22 protein-coding genes are annotated in these 17,278 nt (G+C 42.4%); 6 read left to right on the top strand and 16 right to left on the bottom strand.

What is annotated here, in order from left to right:
- Positions 1-19 precede the first annotated feature (19 nt).
- The 8 genes from atpG to F896_RS03090 form a co-directional block, all read right to left on the bottom strand.
- Complete coding sequence (atpG, locus tag F896_RS03125) at positions 20-889, bottom strand: F0F1 ATP synthase subunit gamma (protein ID WP_004801983.1); 870 nt, start codon at positions 887-889, stop codon at positions 20-22.
- Positions 890-978: 89 nt separating this feature from the next.
- Positions 979-2,523 carry a F0F1 ATP synthase subunit alpha gene (gene atpA / locus F896_RS03120; RefSeq protein WP_004801981.1) on the bottom strand — a complete coding sequence of 515 codons (1,545 nt, stop codon included), beginning with the start codon at positions 2,521-2,523 and terminating at the stop codon, positions 979-981.
- A gap of 42 nt (positions 2,524-2,565) precedes the next feature.
- Positions 2,566-3,102: a F0F1 ATP synthase subunit delta gene (locus F896_RS03115; RefSeq protein ID WP_016164826.1), complete on the bottom strand. Its 537-nt coding sequence runs from the start codon at positions 3,100-3,102 to the stop codon at positions 2,566-2,568.
- Positions 3,103-3,113: 11 nt separating this feature from the next.
- Entirely contained in the window at positions 3,114-3,584 is a 471-nt protein-coding gene (locus tag F896_RS03110) for a F0F1 ATP synthase subunit B (protein WP_004801977.1), read from the bottom strand.
- A 39-nt stretch (positions 3,585-3,623) separates the two neighbouring features.
- On the bottom strand, positions 3,624-3,869 hold the full coding sequence (gene atpE, locus F896_RS03105) for a F0F1 ATP synthase subunit C (RefSeq protein WP_000424060.1): 246 nt from the start codon (positions 3,867-3,869) through the stop codon (positions 3,624-3,626).
- Between the two features lie 82 nt (positions 3,870-3,951).
- A complete protein-coding gene (atpB, locus tag F896_RS03100; RefSeq protein WP_016164827.1) occupies positions 3,952-4,827 on the bottom strand; it encodes a F0F1 ATP synthase subunit A in 876 nt (291 codons plus the stop codon).
- A 100-nt stretch (positions 4,828-4,927) separates the two neighbouring features.
- Entirely contained in the window at positions 4,928-5,326 is a 399-nt protein-coding gene (locus tag F896_RS03095; protein WP_016164828.1) for an ATP synthase subunit I, read from the bottom strand.
- A gap of 170 nt (positions 5,327-5,496) precedes the next feature.
- Positions 5,497-6,336, bottom strand: a complete 840-nt coding sequence (locus F896_RS03090) for a metal ABC transporter substrate-binding protein (protein WP_005200703.1) — start codon at positions 6,334-6,336, stop codon at positions 5,497-5,499.
- 220 nt (positions 6,337-6,556) lie between these two features.
- On the opposite strand from F896_RS03090, the gene F896_RS03085 reads away from it, so the two are divergent.
- From F896_RS03085 to znuB, 3 genes are read left to right on the top strand one after another with little or no spacing between them, the layout of a single operon-like run.
- The gene (locus F896_RS03085) at positions 6,557-7,054 is read left to right on the top strand and encodes a transcriptional repressor (RefSeq protein WP_004801969.1); all 498 of its coding nucleotides are present in this window, start codon (positions 6,557-6,559) and stop codon (positions 7,052-7,054) included.
- Positions 7,027-7,815, top strand: coding sequence for a zinc ABC transporter ATP-binding protein ZnuC (znuC, locus tag F896_RS03080; RefSeq protein WP_016164829.1), 789 nt, complete (start codon positions 7,027-7,029; stop codon positions 7,813-7,815). The genes F896_RS03085 and znuC overlap by 28 nt, the downstream gene beginning before the upstream one ends.
- 3 nt (positions 7,816-7,818) lie before the next feature.
- Entirely contained in the window at positions 7,819-8,628 is an 810-nt protein-coding gene (znuB, locus tag F896_RS03075) for a zinc ABC transporter permease subunit ZnuB (protein WP_016164830.1), read from the top strand.
- Positions 8,629-8,636: 8 nt separating this feature from the next.
- Here znuB and F896_RS03070 read toward each other — a convergent pair whose 3' ends face one another.
- A complete protein-coding gene (locus F896_RS03070; protein WP_016164831.1) occupies positions 8,637-9,260 on the bottom strand; it encodes a LysE family transporter in 624 nt (207 codons plus the stop codon).
- A 156-nt stretch (positions 9,261-9,416) separates the two neighbouring features.
- On the opposite strand from F896_RS03070, the gene F896_RS03065 reads away from it, so the two are divergent.
- The 3 genes from F896_RS03065 (at position 9,417) to F896_RS03055 (ending at position 13,122) form a co-directional block, all read left to right on the top strand.
- Positions 9,417-10,337, top strand: a complete 921-nt coding sequence (locus F896_RS03065; protein WP_016164832.1) for a Dyp-type peroxidase — start codon at positions 9,417-9,419, stop codon at positions 10,335-10,337.
- A 172-nt stretch (positions 10,338-10,509) separates the two neighbouring features.
- Positions 10,510-12,300 (top strand): arginine--tRNA ligase, encoded by a 1,791-nt coding sequence (argS, locus tag F896_RS03060; protein WP_016164833.1) that lies wholly within the window; start codon positions 10,510-10,512, stop codon positions 12,298-12,300.
- 210 nt (positions 12,301-12,510) lie between these two features.
- Positions 12,511-13,122 (top strand): SPOR domain-containing protein, encoded by a 612-nt coding sequence (locus F896_RS03055; RefSeq protein WP_004801958.1) that lies wholly within the window; start codon positions 12,511-12,513, stop codon positions 13,120-13,122.
- A 56-nt stretch (positions 13,123-13,178) separates the two neighbouring features.
- On the opposite strand, the gene F896_RS03050 is transcribed toward F896_RS03055, so the two are convergent.
- The 7 genes from F896_RS03050 to F896_RS03020 all read right to left on the bottom strand — a co-directional run bounded on the left by F896_RS03050 (position 13,179) and on the right by F896_RS03020 (position 17,119).
- Positions 13,179-13,832 (bottom strand): glutathione S-transferase family protein, encoded by a 654-nt coding sequence (locus tag F896_RS03050; RefSeq protein ID WP_016164834.1) that lies wholly within the window; start codon positions 13,830-13,832, stop codon positions 13,179-13,181.
- 97 nt (positions 13,833-13,929) lie between these two features.
- Positions 13,930-14,328 (bottom strand): OsmC family protein, encoded by a 399-nt coding sequence (locus F896_RS03045; protein WP_016164835.1) that lies wholly within the window; start codon positions 14,326-14,328, stop codon positions 13,930-13,932.
- Complete coding sequence (locus F896_RS03040; protein WP_016164836.1) at positions 14,325-15,272, bottom strand: pirin family protein; 948 nt, start codon at positions 15,270-15,272, stop codon at positions 14,325-14,327. Before F896_RS03040 ends, F896_RS03045 begins: the two co-directional genes overlap by 4 nt.
- A gap of 163 nt (positions 15,273-15,435) precedes the next feature.
- The gene (locus tag F896_RS03035) at positions 15,436-15,708 is read right to left on the bottom strand and encodes a DUF2798 domain-containing protein (RefSeq protein ID WP_004801944.1); all 273 of its coding nucleotides are present in this window, start codon (positions 15,706-15,708) and stop codon (positions 15,436-15,438) included.
- A gap of 144 nt (positions 15,709-15,852) precedes the next feature.
- Positions 15,853-16,161, bottom strand: coding sequence for a DUF3861 domain-containing protein (locus tag F896_RS03030; protein ID WP_016164837.1), 309 nt, complete (start codon positions 16,159-16,161; stop codon positions 15,853-15,855).
- Positions 16,162-16,181: 20 nt separating this feature from the next.
- Positions 16,182-16,571 (bottom strand): Fur family transcriptional regulator, encoded by a 390-nt coding sequence (locus F896_RS03025; RefSeq protein ID WP_016164838.1) that lies wholly within the window; start codon positions 16,569-16,571, stop codon positions 16,182-16,184.
- Positions 16,572-16,585: 14 nt separating this feature from the next.
- A complete protein-coding gene (locus F896_RS03020; protein ID WP_016164839.1) occupies positions 16,586-17,119 on the bottom strand; it encodes a PadR family transcriptional regulator in 534 nt (177 codons plus the stop codon).
- Positions 17,120-17,278 lie beyond the last annotated feature (159 nt).

Consider the following 17,278-nt stretch of genomic DNA (forward strand, 5'->3'; position numbering starts at 1 on the left):
CCTCAATTCAAAAATAATGTTAAACGGCAGCGGCACCACCAACGATCTCGGAAATTTCCTGAGTAATCGCGGCTTGACGCAGCTTGTTATAAATGAGTTGTAGGCTCTTGATGAGATCGCCTGCATTGTCAGTCGCTGCTTTCATAGCGACCATACGTGCAGATTGCTCACAGGCGATGTTTTCAATCACACCTTGATAAACCATAGACTCGATATAGCGGACCAACAAACCATTTAACAATTCTTCTGCTTCTGGTTCATAGAGGTAATCCCAACCATAAGTACGGTTAAGGTCATCACTCTCTTCTGCTGGTGCTAAAGGAACGAGTTGTTCTACTTTAGGCTGTTGTGTCATTGCATTGATGAAGCCATTTGATACGAGGTAGATACGATCTAATTCGCCCTTATCAAATGCATCAAGCATAATTTGCACTGAGCCCGTTAACTGTTCCAAACTTGGTGTATCACCCAACTGAGTGGTCACACCGAGCACTTTACCGCCGTAGCTCTTAAAAAACGAAACCGCTTTTTGACCAATCAAAGCAAATTCAACTTCAATTGACTGCTCTTGTTGTGCTTTGACATGCTGCACAACTTTCTTAAACAAGTTAATGTTTAAGCCGCCTGCCAAACCACGATCTGAAGACACCACAATATAGCCAACGCGCTTAACAGGGCGCTCAACCATATAACGGTGTTTGTATTCAGGGTTTGCTTGGACTAAGTGAGCAATTACACGGCGCATATTATCGGCATACGGACGGCCCTGAGCCATGCGCTCTTGCGCACGACGCATTTTAGAAGCAGCTACCATTTGCATCGCGCGAGTAATCTTTTGCGTGCTCTTGATACTAGCTACTTTGGCGCGAATTTCTTTTAAATTTGCCATACGCTTAACCTAGTATTCGAAAGCTCTTGCGAGCTTCCGAAGGTTGATCCGTGAACCAAACTTAACTAAAGTTCTAGCTATTGCTAAAATTAGTAAGTTTGAGTCGCTTTGAAGCTTTCAATACCTGATTTGATTGCTGCTTCGATGTCTTTGTTGTAATCACCAGTTTCATCGATCTGTTGCATTAACGCAGCTTGTTCAGAACGGAAGTAAGAAATTAACGCAGCATCAAAGTCTACGATTTTCTTCACTTCTACGTCAGCCATATAGCCTTCGTTAGATGCATAAACAGAAACAGCTTGGTCAGCAATTGAGTAAGGAGCATATTGTTTTTGCTTCATTAACTCAGTTACACGTTGACCATGCTCAAGTTGCTTACGAGTTGCTTCATCAAGATCAGAAGCGAACTGAGCAAACGCAGCCAATTCACGGTATTGCGCTAAAGCAGTACGGATACCACCAGACAATTTTTTGATGATCTTCGTTTGAGCAGAACCACCAACACGTGATACAGAGATACCCGCGTTCACAGCAGGACGAATACCTGCGTTGAATAATGATGTTTCTAAGAAGATCTGACCGTCAGTAATCGAAATTACGTTGGTTGGTACGAATGCAGATACGTCACCAGCTTGAGTTTCAATGATCGGTAACGCAGTTAAAGAACCAGTTTGACCAGTTACTGCACCGTTCGTGAACTTCTCAACATAGTCAGCAGAAACGCGCGAAGCACGTTCAAGAAGACGCGAGTGAAGATAGAATACGTCACCTGGATACGCTTCACGACCTGGTGGACGACGTAAAAGTAATGAAATTTGACGGTAAGCAACAGCTTGCTTAGACAAATCATCATAAATGATTAACGCGTCTTCACCACGATCACGGAAGTATTCGCCCATTGTACAGCCAGAGTACGGAGCTAAATACTGCATTGCTGCAGGATCAGCGGCCGCAGCTGCGACAACAGTTGTATACGCCATAGCGCCAGTTTCTTCTAGCTTACGTACCACGTTTGCAATTGTTGATTGTTTTTGACCAATCGCAACGTATACACATTTAATGCCAGAATTTTTCTGAGCGATGATCGCATCGATCGCCATTGCTGTTTTACCAGTTTGACGGTCACCAATAATCAACTCACGCTGACCACGACCTACAGGGATCATGGTATCAACTGATTTATAACCAGTTTGAACAGGTTCGTCGACAGACTGACGCCAAATTACACCTGGTGCTACTTTTTCAACAGCATCAGTTAATTTTGCATCAATTGGGCCTTTACCATCAATTGGATTACCCAAAGCGTCTACGACACGGCCAAGAAGTTCAGGACCAACCGGAACTTCTAATACACGACCTGTACAACGAGCTTTTTGACCTTCTTGAAGGCTTAGGTAGTTACCTAAAACAACGGCACCCACTGAATCCTGTTCTAGGTTCAGTGCCATACCAAATAAGCCGCCGTCGAATTCGATCATTTCACCGTACATTGCATCTGCAAGACCGTGAATGCGCACGATACCGTCAGATACCATGACGATGGTACCTTCATTCTTCGCGGTCGCGCTGGTGTCCAGATCGCCGATACGCTGTTTAATGAGCGCACTGATCTCGGATGGATTCAGTTGTTGCATTGCGCTATTCCTCAATCTTTTTTAAGTTCAGTCTTTTTGCTATTACGCAAGAAGACGAGTCCGCATTTTTTCAAGCTTGTTAAGCGCAGAGTCATCTATCACTTGGTCGCCTGCACGAATCACAACACCTGCGATTAACGCTGGATTAACGTTAACAGTGACATGAACTGTTCTGTTAAAACGTTTTTCAAGCGCATGAGCTAAAATATGCTCTTGTGTCGCATCCATTGGAAAAGCAGATTCAATTTCTACTTCCAATGTGTTGTTGTTCTGCGATTTAAGTAGTTCGTATTCTGTTGCGATTTCAGGCAATAAAACTAGACGATCGTTATCTGCAAGCAATGTCAAAAAGTTAGACAATGATTGAGTTTGATCTTCACCTAAAACCTTGGCAAAAAGACCTACTTGTTCCGCAGGAGTCAGCTCAGGGCGATTTAAATAAGCGGAAAATGCTTCATCTTGCACCGCAGCACTGAGCAGTTGTAACGCATTTGACCAAGCGTCAGTTGCATTCTGCTCAGATGCATAAGCAAATGCTGCTTTGCCGTACGGGCGTGCTAACGTCAAGAGTTCAGCCATATTCGCCTCGCTTAAAGTTTAGCAGCCAGCTGATTCAGCATGGCATTATGAGCTTCTGCGTCAACTTGTTGGTTCAGAATTTTTTCTGCACCAGCAACTGCCAAAGCAGCAACTTGTTGACGTAATTCTTCGCGAGCAGAATTGATGTCTTGATCAACAGTTTCTTTCGCCTGTTGACGAATACGCTCACCTTCAGCAGATGCTTGGGTACGCGCTTCTTCGATCAATTGTGCTGAACGACGGTTCGCTTGTTCGATCAATTGAGCCGCTTGTGCTTTTGCTGCGTCTAATTCTGCCTTTACTTGTGCTTGCGCATCAGCAAGGTCAGCTTTTGCTTTTTCAGCAGCATTTAAGCCATCAGCGATTTTACGCTGACGCTCACTAATCGCATTGATTAGTGGAGGCCAAACAAACTTCATGCAGAATGCGACAAAGATCGCAAATGCAATTGCTTGGCCAATCAATGTGAGGTTGATATTCATTTCGCTATTCCTCAATATGTGGATTTAGGAATTAAGCTATTAACCTACAAATGGATTAGCGAAGATGAAGAACAAGCCAATACCAACACCGATCATAGGCACAGCATCAAGAAGACCCGCAATTAAGAACATACGAGTTTGAAGTTGTGGAGCCAATTCTGGTTGACGAGCAACAGCTTCTAAGAAGCGACCGCCTAAAAGACCAAAACCAATCGCAGTACCTAAAGCACCGAAAGCGATCAAGATAGCAGATGCAATTGCAACTAGACCTAAAGTGAGTTCCATGAAAAATTCCTCAGAGGTTAGGTTATTACCAAATTAAACTAAAATTTAAGCCCAACGATCAGGTGATAGTTAGGCAATACCATTAATGCTTTTCGCTTGCCATGCTCAAGTAAACGATGGTCAGCATCATAAAGATAAATGCTTGCAGCGTAATTACAAGAATGTGGAAAATAGCCCAAGGCACAGATAACGCCCACTGGATCCAGAACGGCAATAATGCGATTAAGATGAAGATCAACTCACCCGCATACATGTTACCGAACAGTCGTAGAGCTAACGAAACTGGACGAGCAAGGAAAGTTACTAATTCCAAAATTAAGTTCACTGGAATCAATAACGCTTTTGCAAATTTGTTACTTGGGTTGAATGGGTTAAGTGCCAATTCACCGACGAAACCGCCGATCCCTTTTTCACGAATACTATAGAACAAAATTAAAACAAATACAGACAACGACATACCAAGGGTAATGTTCGGGTCAGTAGATGGAACAACTTTGAAGTAAACGTGGTGAGGGTCCATACCAAATACGTTTGCACCAATCAATTGAGCTGTATACGGGATCCAGTCAACAGGGATTAAGTCCATTGCGTTCATGAGGAAAATCCACACGAAAATGGTTAATGCCAATGGTGCAATTAAACGTGATTTGCCGTGGAAAGTATCACGAACACTTGAGTCTACAAACTCGATAATCATTTCAATCGCTGATTGGAATTTAGTTGGAACACCTGCATTCGCAGCTCTCGCAACTGTCCAAAACAACAAACAGAAAATCACACCAAGTCCGATAGACCAACCCATTGAATCCAAGTGAATTGCAGTGAACCCCATCGAATGAGCTTCTTCAGCAGTCTCAGCCAATTTCCATGTACCGTCAGGCATTTTGCCATTGGTCATATTGGTCAAGTGATGCTTGATATACTCGGTCGAAGTCAGGGCATGTTCTTCAGCAGCCATAAATCACACCTGGTCAATGTCAATCATTAAAAAGAAGTAGAAACGAATCAAGCGGATGGCAAAGATCCCGCCTCTACTTCCAAAAATCTCAAAATGTGTTTTACCCTCGTTTTTGTAGACGTGCCACCCAAAATGGCGCGACCCACGACATCGCTTGTACGAGAATAAATCCACAAAACAATGCAACCGGTGACAGCGGTTTAACATTGCTCAAAATTAATATAAAACCCACGATCACAATCGCAAACTTACCGAGCATTCCTCGGTACATATTCAGCATGACTTGTTTTGATGCTCTTGCGCCTGCCGTTCTAAACGACTGCCAAGCAAAATAACAATGTGCCAACCAACATACCAAAGCCCCAAGCACAGCACTCAAAGCAGCAGTTGTATCTTTCATTGCCCATGCCAGCAAAGCGGCAACAGGAATCATACATGCTTGTAAGAAGACCAAAGCTTTTGCTAATCGTCGGTCAATCATGCGACTAGTTTGGCTCATTTTTTACCCACTTACAGCAGAACTGCTTGACAAGTTTTAATCATGATCATTTCGAATCGCAGGCATTATAGAGTTACACCCCTGAACATGCAATCTTTTCTCGACTTAAGTCTGCTTTTTTCGTTACCATATTTTCTGACGTTAGAGTCAATTGATTTTTATTTTTTTGATCAATTTTGTGCACTTATTACGCATTTATCGGTTTTTAAAGCCAATTTTTGCCATGCTGTTACAAAATTGTCTTCCCCACGCATGCTTTCATCGACCGATTGGAAAACTACTGGGTTCATTTTTTGGTACTGACTGGCACTTGCTGTCGTTTCGGCCAATAAGCACATTTTATTTTGCGGACGATTGTCTCTTAAGTACTTAATTTGAGCTGCCGTCGGTGCAATATGCGGATCATCGGTCAGCGCACCTGCAAATTTCAGGTTCAATGCTCTTTCTAGATATTGATAGGCATCATGATAAGACCAATAGTTTTTTGCCTTGTTTGAGCTTTCATACTGTTGAGAAGCTTGTAACATTTGTTGCGAAAACTCTTTCGCATTGGCCATATATTTAGCTTTATTTTCTGGATATTGCTGCGAACGCAAAGTTGCAATAAAGAAAGCGATACGCACCGCGTTATTTGGATCTAACCAAACATGACTATCAACCGTGTTCGCCATAGATGCACCACGTAAATTACGCAGCGGTAAAGTCGTTAAAATGCCTGAATCCAATAGCGCAATAGCTTTACGGTTCTGATTTAGCATCTTTTCAAGCGGTGCCTCATGCGCTTTCCCAAGCCAAATCACCAAAGAGGCATCTTGAATCGCTTTACGGTGTGCTGGTGTGAGTTGTACGTCATGACCACTTTGATCTTTTAATAACAGGATTGGTTCTTCTACTCCGTCTGTTACTTCTTTGGCAATCAGATAAATTGGGTGTGTTGAAACCACCAAGCTTTGTGTCCAGCCCCATGTGCTTAACATCGAAAACAAGACCAAGACAAATAGGCGAGACATCACAACATTACTCAATTTAGCGAATCATGTTATAATATAACAAAAGTTAAAAAATGCCTATGTCTATTTTTAGATTCGCTGCACTATCCGTCGTGCATTTAACTTATATAGATAGTTATCATAAATTGCATGTTATGATAGCGGGGCTATTGCGACACTATTCAGACACTTCATGTCAGTGAAAATTCAATAGGCTCTACAAAAACAATGAGGTCAATCTATGAGTTCTTGTTCACATGAACATGACAATGCTTTACATGGTGTTCACGGTCATCACGATATTAAAGCGCGCCTTGCCGAAGCAGAAATTTTATGCACTGCGACTGGCGCTCGTCTGACACCTTTACGTAAAGAAGTACTTGAACTCATTTTAAATGCATCGGCACCGATGGGTGCTTATGATTTATTGGCTAAAATTAAAGGCCAAGCAGACCGCCCTGCTGCGCCTCCTACGGTTTACCGTACTTTAGACTTTTTATTAGAAAAAGGCTTAATCCACAGACTCACGTCTATTAATGCCTATATACCTTGCTGCCATCCACGTGAAGGTCATCAAGCGGCTTTTCTGATCTGTACGGAATGTCATTCTGTCAAAGAAGCATCAGCACAAGGTTTGATCCAGCAACTCGATCAACTTGCATCATCAGACCAGTTTTTAGCACAACATAGCATTATTGAAATCTCTGGAAAATGTCATCAGTGCAGCACACGCCAGTAAGCACTCCACTTATTCAGCTGGAGAAAATCTCAGTTCGTCGTGATGAGCTGGATATTTTAAGAAATGTAGATTTTGCCTTGCAAGCAAAAGAAATTGTGACGTTGATTGGTCCCAATGGCGCAGGTAAATCTACATTGATCAAGGTGCTGTTGGGTATCATGCCACCGAATAAAGGCAAAATTCGCTTTTCTAAAAAATTAAAAATGGCCTATGTTCCACAGAAGTTTAACCCTTCTGCAAGTCTCCCTTTACGTGTACAAGATTTGCTTGATCTAGAAGTTTGCGAACAGGCTTTACGTGAAGAGATTATTCGCGACACCGGCATTCAAAAATTACAGTCATCCAAAGTACAGCAGCTTTCAGGTGGTGAACGGCAACGGGTTTTACTGGCGCGTGCTTTATTACGTCAGCCAGATATTTTAGTACTGGATGAACCGATGCAAGGCTTGGATATTCAGTCCGAAGCTGAGCTGTATGAATATGTACGCAGTTTGCCTGAGCGCTATGGCTGTGCTGTGTTGATGGTGTCACATGATCTACAATGGGTGATGCAAGGTACACATCGCGTGGTCTGCCTCAACAAGCATATTTGTTGCAGTGGCTTACCTGAAAGTATTCAACAGCATCCCGAATACCAAGCGATTTTTGGCACCCAACGGATGTTCTATCAGCATCATCACAATCACTGTGGGCATAGTGATCATGCCGAACCATGTTCGCACGATCCACGGCCACACATTCACCCTGAGCCAAAGGTCTAAGCCATGATGGAATGGTTACAACTCCTCCTCCCTGCTTGGATCATGGGGTCATTACTGGTTTTTCTAACGGCTCCTCTCGGCTGCTTGATGCTTTGGCGCAGAATGTCTTTTTTTGCAGACACTATGGCGCACGGTACCTTACTCGGGGTCGCGGTTGCAGGGATTCTGAATTTACCTTTTTGGCTGGGTGTCGCTTGCCTTGCGCTGTTGCTGGTTGCTCTTCTTTGGGTTTTACACGATTCTCGCCTACCCAATGATGCATTACTCGCATTAAGCTCTGCCACCCTACTCTGCTCTGGTCTGCTACTGATTCAGCAAGTACCAAGTTTGCGTCCTGAATTGCTTAGCTATTTATTCGGTGATTTACTCAGTATTGAATGGTCTGATTTACCAATGTTTGCCGTGGTGATTGCAGGTGCATTAATCGTACTTTATCGTTCGTGGTCAGCGCAGATTCAAATTGCGATTGATCCAGATATCGCCATGAGTGAAGGTGTCAGTGCCAACTGGCAACGCTTGATCTTCATGTTGTTATTGGCATTGTTTACCGTATTGGCGTTACGTGCGGTCGGTTCATTATTGATGGGTGCTTTACTAGTGATTCCAGCCCTGAGTGCACGCTTATTGGCGCACTCACCAAAACAAATGGTGGTTTGGGCATTTGTGTTGGCACAGCTCGGTGTTACGGTTGGCCTATGGTCGAGTGCTGCACTGAATATTTCTACAGGCTTAAGTATTGTTCTGTGTATGGCACTTTGCTTTGCCGCTATTTTCATCACGCAAAAACTCAAAAGCCAAGCTCAATCTGCCTAAAACGGCAGTCAGCTTGACTGCTGGATCGCACTTAACAAAAGTGCTGCACCACTAAACATCACCGCAAAACCACGATTTAAATATTTTTGCTGTGTCGGTGAGCGAAGCAGTCTCAATACTTTCGAAGCTAGTCCGGTATAGCCCGCCATGACAATCAAGTCGATCATTACCATCGTGGCCGCCATAATTAAGTATTGCAGCCATTGCGGTTGACCCAAATCTAGAAATTGTGGCAAAACAGCCAACAAGAATACAATCGCCTTAGGATTACTCATATTCACCACAAAGCCTTTCAATATTAAGGCTAAAGCGGATTGATGCTGTTCCTGTCGAATCTCAATCGCCTGAATCGGTGCAGTCCACTGCTTATATGCCAAATAGACCAAATAAGCGACACCAAACCATTTCACTACCTGAAAAGCCCAAGGTGTTGTCGCAAACAGCACACCAACACCGGCTGCCACAATTAGAATTTGTATCAGTAACGCGACTTGCAGACCTATGACGTTCCAATAACCATGTCGAAACCCATAGTTTAACCCACTCGACATTGACGCAATTGCTCCTGCGCCTGGTGAGATACTAATCACCCAACACGCCAACATAAAAGCAAACCAAATCTGCAAAGACATAACAACTACGTCGAACAATAAAAGGGGAATTATACCGTTTTATCAGCGCATCGCGTTGATATTTTAGGCAAGAAAATTTAGCAAATAAGCTACTCAGCCCTGATAACATCAGGCACAATTATTGTTTTCCCCTTAAAAATAACTAAGGAGTTTTTAATGACTGCGCAATCTGTCATTCTTCCATTACCTTCTGACCACGCCCGCTTTATTGTTTTACGTTTAAAAGATTTAAGCATTGCCGAATTAAAACCACAGATTGAAGCTCTCCTTTCGACCCGTGACCGTTTAATCACACAACACCCCAATGACCAGATTAAAACAGCCATCGCTTTTGGTCCCGAACTTTGGGCACAACTCAACTCGCAAACACCTGAAGGTTTTAAACAGCTCGATCCGCAACAAGGTGCGTTTAATATGCCAGTGGTGCCAGCTGATGTATTTATTCATCTTGCCAGCGCCCGTGCAGATATTTGTTTTGCCATGAGCCAAGCTTTTTTTACAGGAATTCAAGACAAAGTTGAGGTTTTGGATGAGCGTGCCTGTTTCCGTTTCTTTGATGGCCGCGACATGACAGGCTTTATTGATGGAACAGAGAATCCGCAATTTCCAGATGACCGTGCAGAAGCAGCATTACTGCCAGAAACAGCTGGTGCCTTTGCCGATGGCAGCTTTATCTTTGCACAGCGTTATATTCACGATCTTGCAAAATGGCAAATGCTGAAAGTCGATGCACAAGAACATGTGTTTGGTCGTACCAAACTTGAGTCAATTGAACTTGATGATGATGTAAAACCAGAAAACTCACATGTCGCACGTACGGTCGTTGAAGACGACGAAGGTGAGGAAATGGAAATCTTGCGCCACAGCTTGCCTTATGGTGATGGCAAAGGTGAGCAAGGCTTATTCTTTGTCGCTTACACCAATAATTTAAGCATTATTGACGAGATGCTGAAACGTATGTTTGGGACTACAGGTGATGGCATTCATGATCGCTTACTACATTTTACCACTGCGATTGATGGTGCTTATTACTTCGCGCCAAGCGATGAATTATTAGAACAAATTTTAGAAGATTAAAACTATAAGATGCTATGTTTTTCAATGGCATAGCATCTGCATTACCTCCAAGGCTCTAATCACTTAGAAAAGATTTATGTGAATATGTTAATTCCGCACAAATCCCACTCCCCTTAAGCCGATAAAATTTGCTATATTGGTCGTTTTTCCGCGACATTTATTTTCGGTAACTATGAATACGGCAATACAAGCAGCTCTCGATCATGCGGTACAAACCCTGCAACAACAAGGTGTACTTCCTTCAGATTGGACCAACACGAGCCATTTAACCCGTACCAAAGACCGAAGTCACGGAGACTTTGCTTCAAACATCGCCATGATCGGCTCAAAAGTTGCAGGTATGAAACCTCGCGATTTAGCTGAAAAAATCTTGGCAGCCCTGCCTGAAGTGGCTGACATTACCAAAGCAGAAATTGCAGGTCCGGGTTTTATTAACTTCTTTTTAAATGCTGACCAACGCTACGCAGTACTCGACCAAATCCAAGCACAAAAAAATGACTATGGTCGTAGCCAAGCCAATGCAGCTAAAAAAATCCAAGTCGAATTTGTCTCTGCAAACCCAACCTCTAGCCTGCATGTCGGTCATGGTCGTGGTGCAGCTTATGGCATGACCGTTGCGAACCTGTTAGAAGCAACGGGTGCAACAGTTGATCGTGAATATTATGTCAACGACGCAGGCCGTCAAATGGACATTTTGGCAACATCGACCTACTTACGTTATTTAGAATTGACGGGACAAACTTTAGTTTTCCCTAAAAATGCATACCAAGGCGATTACGTCAAAGAAATTGCACAAGAAATTATTGATAAAGATGGCAATGCACATGTTCGTGCTGTTGCTGACATCTATAAAGATGTACCAGAAGATGTTCAATACGCTGAAGAACTCGATGCAGAAGGCAACAAAGTTGTCCTTTCTGGCGACAAAGAAAAGCACATTGATGGTTTGATTGCGAATTCGCAACAACACTTGGGTGCGGATTACCGTGTTTTCCATCAAGCAGCGTTACATGCCATCTTAGATGACATCAAAGATGACTTGGCTGACTTTGGTGTGACCTTTGACAAATGGTTCAGCGAAGACTCTTTAACTGACAAAATTGACGAAGCACTTGAGACACTAGATCAACGTGGCTACCTCTATGAAAAAGAGGGCAACATCTGGTTCAAATCAACTGAGTTTGGTGATGAAAAAGATCGTGTAGTGAAACGTCGCAATGGTCAAACCACTTACTTTGCTTCTGACATTGCTTATCACTTAAATAAATTACAACGCGGCTATACTGACCTGATTGATATTTGGGGTTCAGACCACCACGGTTATATTTCACGTGTTAAAGCTGCGATTGATGCAATGGGCTATGATTCGAAGAAATTGACTGTGCTTTTGGTTCAGTTCGTAAGCTTGTGGCGTGGTGGCGAGATGGTACAAATGTCATCTCGTTCGGGTCAGTTCGTGACTTTACGTGATCTACGTAAAGAAGTGGGTAATGATGCCGCACGTTTCTACTATGTGATGCGTAAGTCTGAACAACACATTGACTTTGACTTAGACCTTGCCGTTTCACAAAGCAAAGACAATGCGGTGTATTACATTCAATATGCCCATGCACGTATTTGTCGTATGTTAGAAAAAGCAGCCACTACAGGGATCAGTTTTGATGCTGTTGCAGCGCGCGAGCAAGCCAATCGTTTAGAACTTGATGCTGAAACAGAAATTCTGTCTAAGCTTGCTGCTTATCCTGATATTTTAGTACGTGCGGCAAATGTCTATGAGCCACACCAAATTGGTAACTATCTTAAAGAGTTAGCTGCGCTATTCCATGCTTGGTATAATGAGCATAAAGTTTTGGGTGACGATGTAGCGCTTACACAAGCACGTTTATTGCTTTCAATCAACGTACAGCAAGTTTTACGCAATGGCTTAGAATTATTGGGCGTATCCGCTCCTGAGACGATGTAAAAAGCAAAGCAACGCTTTGCACATCGTCGCAAGACCGAAGGCTATGCCAACGGTAACTGGTAATCAGCAAAGCAACGCTTTAAACACATGTAAACTTAAACCATGATTGTTAAACAATATGGTAAACAAAGCATTATTTTTAAACATAATGCTTTGTTTTTAAGCAGATTCAAGTTACAAATAACCTAATAGGATCAAGAGGAATTTCTGGTGTTTGGAAAAACGCAACGTGGTGTATCTGAACGACCAAACAAGCCTAAAAAACCACTCATTCCGAAGTGGTTAGGAATGCTTGTCGCAGTTCTCGCGATCCTGTGCGCTGCCGTGATGTTAATGCTTTGGCAACCATGGCAACCTGTTCCTGCAAAAAATCAGGTAACGTCTGAACACTATGAGGAAGAAAATACCAATAAAGACTACCGTTTTTATGACTTACTTCCGCAACAGCAAGTAACCCCAATTCCTGAACAAGCCGTGCCAGAGTCCAAACCTCAGGGCAATGTTGTGATTATCGAGTCACCAAAACCTGAGACCACAACAACAGAAGATCCAAGCGGCATCACCCCAAGTGAACAAGCTGCAGCACCTGCACATGCGACTTATATTTTACAAGTACGTAGCTACCCTGACCCAGACAGTGCCGACGCACGTCGTGCAGAAATCATCCTGAATGGTTTATCTGCAGATGTGGTGAAAAGCGTTGAAAATGGTCAAACTTGGTATCGTGTGTTCTCTGGGCCTTATGACAGCCAAGAATCTGCACTTGCTGCTCAACAGACCTTACAACATAGCGGCATTGATTCAATTGTAATCAAACGCTAAAAATAAAGTCACAATAAAAAAGGGAACAATCGGTTCCCTTTTTTATATTTAAAAATTTAGGCGCATTGAGAATGCAGAGTTCCGTGTTCAGCACGTTGGAAAGCTGGACGCTGCTGAACACGTTGTACAAAAGCCTGAATGTTTGGATACTTACCATGTAAGCGGTTCTGAATCGCAATCAATGGAAAGGCCATTTGAATGTCAGCAAAAGAAAAATCCCCTGCAAAATACTCATGTTTTGACAAATAATCCTCAAGATACAAAATATGTTCTTTCACTCGTGGACGGACAAAGCCAGCTTTAACACCATCGGTAATTTTTTCCGCAATCGGACGAATCACCCAAGGAACATGTTTACTGACACTGTTCATGACTAAGGTCATGACCAATAAAGGCATCAATGAACCTTCTGCATAATGCATCCAGTACGAATATTGACGTTGATCAGATGCCTGTTGAGGTTTAAATTTGCTTTGAAGATCATACTGCTGTTGTAAATAATCTAGAATAACAGCAGATTCAACAATAACATCATCCCCATCAACCAAAATAGGTGCTTTACCGAGAGGATGAATTTGTTTAAGGCTTTCTGGCGCTGCGTAACTGGCTGACCTTTGATAATACTCAACTTGGCAATCCACACCAAGTTCTTCTAATGCCCACAAAATACGGAACGAACGTGAGCATTGTAGGTAATGTAAGGTAATCATTTTTGTGCCTGCTTTTTAGCTGCGTAACTATGGTTTTAATCCCTCTCACAGTTACGCTTAGAATTATGTTTTGCCCAAGCACAATAGCACTTTAGTCTTAAAGAATCATGGTCTGAATGTCTAAACTACGTAACAAAGTTTTAGTAACAGGCGTTTTGCTACAGACATTGAGAAGCTTTTCTTTTAAATCTTGTGAAACAGGTTGTTTAAATATTACACGGCGTTCGATCCGTTCCTGTTGTTCACGATTGGTATGAAAATCTACTTCAACTGTAAATTCACCCAAATCCATTTCCTTATGCTGCGCGTACATCCGCAAGGTAATCATGGTGCAGGAGGCCAGACTTGTGGTGAGGAAATCATAAGGTGCAGGACCAGTATCGTGTCCACCAAATTGTTCTGGCTTATCGGTAAGAAATTGATGTGTACCACTCTTCACTGCCCCCTTCCAAGGTTCTGGCAAAGTCTGGACTGTTGCACTGGCAATAATACTCATTTTGATGCCCTCATTTGATCAGGTAACACAGGTGCTTCCAAACGTTTACCTTGGTAATCTGGAATTTCTCCAAAACGTGCATCGTGATTAATCCAATCCTCACGCGCTTGCTTTAACTCTTCCATGGTGCGGCCTACAAAATTCCACCACAGTAAAATCGGTGATTCAAATGGTTCACCACCAATCAATAACAGACGATGACCTTGGGTTAACTCGACTTCAATTTCAGTTAAACCAGTTTCCAAAACCACCATATTATCGGCAGTCAATTCATGTCCATTAACGCGAGCCGTACCTTCTAAGGCCATGAAGGCATATTCAAACTTTGGATTCAACGGAATACGGGTTTTGGTATCGGCTTGTGCCGTGAGATCTACCCCAACCAAAGGTGTATGCACTTGCACAGGTGAAGTTGTATCGAGGAAATCCCCAACCAGTACCGTAAATTCAACCTGATCTTTATTCACGATTGGTAATTCTGGATAGTGCTCAAACCTAGGCGACATATTCAGTTTGTTATCTGGCAAAGCAATCCAAAGCTGTGCGGCATGCATTTTGGTTTCGGTATCAGGTGCAACTTCGGTATGTGAAATTCCGTGACCTGCCGTCATCAAATTGACCTGCTTAGGACGGATTAATTGTTTTGAACCCAGACTATCGGTATGCATCATGGTGCCTTCAATCATCCATGTAAACGTCTGCAAACCAATATGCGGATGCGGTCCCACATCTAAACCATCGCCCGCTGGAAAACTCACTGGCCCAGCATGATCTAGAAAACACCATGCCCCGACCAAGCGTTTTTGTCGACTCGGTAGAGCACGTTTAATCACGGTTCCCTTACCAATTTCGGCAGAACGAATGGTAAATTCTTGAATAAATTGATTAATATATGTTTCGCAGTCTTTTGAATCAGAAATATCGTAGTCGTTATTATTGCTCATGATATTGCTCTCTTTTACCTATGCTAATGCAATGAGTTGATAGCTTGATCTTAACAATACAATCACTCAGCAATATAGTCTTTTAGTAATACACAGAGTGTTATTCATGAGACAATCTTGATATAGATCTAATATGCTTCGATAAAATACCGCTTCATTAGGCTTATGGCTTAGCTTGCATATCCACAATCAAGCCTGTTAAACGCCGTACCACAGGCAATAAAACCAAGACCAATGGATAAGCGATCAACCAAGAAAACATCCATGTTTCTAACCAGATCATGGTAAATCCTGAAATAAAGCCCGTTCTCATCCATAGATTAACGAGTGATAAAGTCCCACTCATAAAAAAGGATAAAATCAGCGGTAAGATCCACGCTGCATACTTCGCGGGTAATTTCGCAATCAGTCGTGGGCTTGCTTTCAATTCTTGCATTTTTAGCTCGTTTTAATAAAAACAATCTTTAGTTAATTTTAATAATTTATAACGTCATCAGCATGATCCATAAACGATACACAGGGTACTATCTATGCAACAATCTATTGCTGAATACATCATGAACTTTGTTTTAAAACAATCTTACTCAGGATTGTCTTTCTTCACGTGTTGTTTTAAATTTTTCATGAATTGACCAAATTGCGGAAGAAACTCCTCAAATAAAGGATGATCTTTATTTTCCAACATTACTTCACTAAACAGCTTTAAACCCACTGCAAATGATTTGGTGGTTTGATCATCAAAAAAATCGGCCTTCTTCAACCGTTCGACAATCTCGAAGATATCGTCATGGTTGCCCGTATAAAACTCTAAACGCTCGCTGTAAGTCGAAACCTGTCCTTTCGCATCTTTTAAATGCTGTACTGTGACATGATATTGATGTTGTTTCATGCTTCTGCTCCAAGGTGCTCTTAAGCACTCTCTTTAATTTCAACCTGCATCAGGTCAACTTGAAATTGATGAAATACCGCAGCCAACGACTGTAAAAATGCTGTCTGTTTGGCGGTGGTTAAATCAGCACAACGAATTTGCAGCATTTGACTGTTAGAGATCGAAGGCAAATTAAACTTGGTCTCTGCCCGATGAAACTGGTAACTGGCAATTAAGCCAACCTGCACCAGATCACTGACCACCCGATACACCGTGGCCAAACTCAGCTGCTGTTCCTGTTCATTCAGCCGTTGATAAATCTGCTTTACCGTAAGCTCTTCTGATTGTTGCGCCAATACAGATAATACCGCCATACGTGGATGAGTCACTCTTAGACCTGCCTGCTTGATTTTCTGTTGTAGCTCTAACATGGTTCGCTCCCAACTTATAAGCGTCCGATTGCGATGGCGGCCTGATCAATTTTTTCCGCAATTTGATGGATCTGTTCTTGTTGCAAATCTGCGATATTCAGCTTTAATCGCAATGCGGTTTTCAGATTTTCCATCGCGCGATGGATATCAACCAACTGATCATTATTATGAATTTCACGTCTTAGTCGCAGCTTTTGTAAAAGCGCCAGCAGCATGTCTTGCTGTTCTTTTAAATAACTGTCGCCATAGTCGGTAATCTGGTATTGCTTACGTTCGGCATCCAGCACGCCAATCAAATTCATTTCTTCCAATGCGGTTAGCGTTGGATAAATCGTTCCTGCACTTGGGGTATAGCCATCCCCTACCAGATCACTAATTTCTTTAATAATTTCATAGCCATGTTTGGGGCTTTGCTGAATCAAATGCAGCACCAACAATTTCATACGACCTGATTCAAATAAGCGACCACGGCGGCCTGCTCGGTGATGTTCTCGATGTAATAAAGCTGCTTCGGCTTCATCATGGGAATGCTCGGATTGATGTTTCATCTGTTATTTTTCTCTATATTTGCTTAATTTACGCTTATTAAGATATATCTTAATATATCTTTTATCAAGTTAAGTTATATCTTAAATTTTTAGTATTCTGATATTGAAAGAATTATTTTTTCTGAGGAAGGACTTTAAGAAAGTTAAGTAATAAAAAAG

This window comes from Acinetobacter genomosp. 15BJ (assembly GCF_000400715.1).
Taxonomy (GTDB): domain Bacteria; phylum Pseudomonadota; class Gammaproteobacteria; order Pseudomonadales; family Moraxellaceae; genus Acinetobacter.

Bases quoted from the DNA above. Each gene is read 5' to 3' on its own strand.
- atpG (WP_004801983.1), bottom strand. From the start codon at position 889: ATGGCAAATTTAAAAGAAATTCGCGCCAAAGTAGCTAGTATCAAGAGC.
- atpA (WP_004801981.1), bottom strand. From the start codon at position 2,523: ATGCAACAACTGAATCCATCCGAGATCAGTGCGCTCATTAAACAGCGT.
- F896_RS03115 (WP_016164826.1), bottom strand. From the start codon at position 3,102: ATGGCTGAACTCTTGACGTTAGCACGCCCGTACGGCAAAGCAGCATTT.
- F896_RS03110 (WP_004801977.1), bottom strand. From the start codon at position 3,584: ATGAATATCAACCTCACATTGATTGGCCAAGCAATTGCATTTGCGATC.
- atpE (WP_000424060.1), bottom strand. From the start codon at position 3,869: ATGGAACTCACTTTAGGTCTAGTTGCAATTGCATCTGCTATCTTGATC.
- atpB (WP_016164827.1), bottom strand. From the start codon at position 4,827: ATGGCTGCTGAAGAACATGCCCTGACTTCGACCGAGTATATCAAGCAT.
- F896_RS03095 (WP_016164828.1), bottom strand. From the start codon at position 5,326: ATGAGCCAAACTAGTCGCATGATTGACCGACGATTAGCAAAAGCTTTG.
- F896_RS03090 (WP_005200703.1), bottom strand. From the start codon at position 6,336: ATGTCTCGCCTATTTGTCTTGGTCTTGTTTTCGATGTTAAGCACATGG.
- F896_RS03085 (WP_004801969.1), top strand. From the start codon at position 6,557: ATGAGTTCTTGTTCACATGAACATGACAATGCTTTACATGGTGTTCAC.
- znuC (WP_016164829.1), top strand. From the start codon at position 7,027: ATGTCATCAGTGCAGCACACGCCAGTAAGCACTCCACTTATTCAGCTG.
- znuB (WP_016164830.1), top strand. From the start codon at position 7,819: ATGATGGAATGGTTACAACTCCTCCTCCCTGCTTGGATCATGGGGTCA.
- F896_RS03070 (WP_016164831.1), bottom strand. From the start codon at position 9,260: ATGTCTTTGCAGATTTGGTTTGCTTTTATGTTGGCGTGTTGGGTGATT.
- F896_RS03065 (WP_016164832.1), top strand. From the start codon at position 9,417: ATGACTGCGCAATCTGTCATTCTTCCATTACCTTCTGACCACGCCCGC.
- argS (WP_016164833.1), top strand. From the start codon at position 10,510: ATGAATACGGCAATACAAGCAGCTCTCGATCATGCGGTACAAACCCTG.
- F896_RS03050 (WP_016164834.1), bottom strand. From the start codon at position 13,832: ATGATTACCTTACATTACCTACAATGCTCACGTTCGTTCCGTATTTTG.
- F896_RS03045 (WP_016164835.1), bottom strand. From the start codon at position 14,328: ATGAGTATTATTGCCAGTGCAACAGTCCAGACTTTGCCAGAACCTTGG.
- F896_RS03040 (WP_016164836.1), bottom strand. From the start codon at position 15,272: ATGAGCAATAATAACGACTACGATATTTCTGATTCAAAAGACTGCGAA.
- F896_RS03035 (WP_004801944.1), bottom strand. From the start codon at position 15,708: ATGCAAGAATTGAAAGCAAGCCCACGACTGATTGCGAAATTACCCGCG.
- F896_RS03030 (WP_016164837.1), bottom strand. From the start codon at position 16,161: ATGAAACAACATCAATATCATGTCACAGTACAGCATTTAAAAGATGCG.
- F896_RS03025 (WP_016164838.1), bottom strand. From the start codon at position 16,571: ATGTTAGAGCTACAACAGAAAATCAAGCAGGCAGGTCTAAGAGTGACT.
- F896_RS03020 (WP_016164839.1), bottom strand. From the start codon at position 17,119: ATGAAACATCAATCCGAGCATTCCCATGATGAAGCCGAAGCAGCTTTA.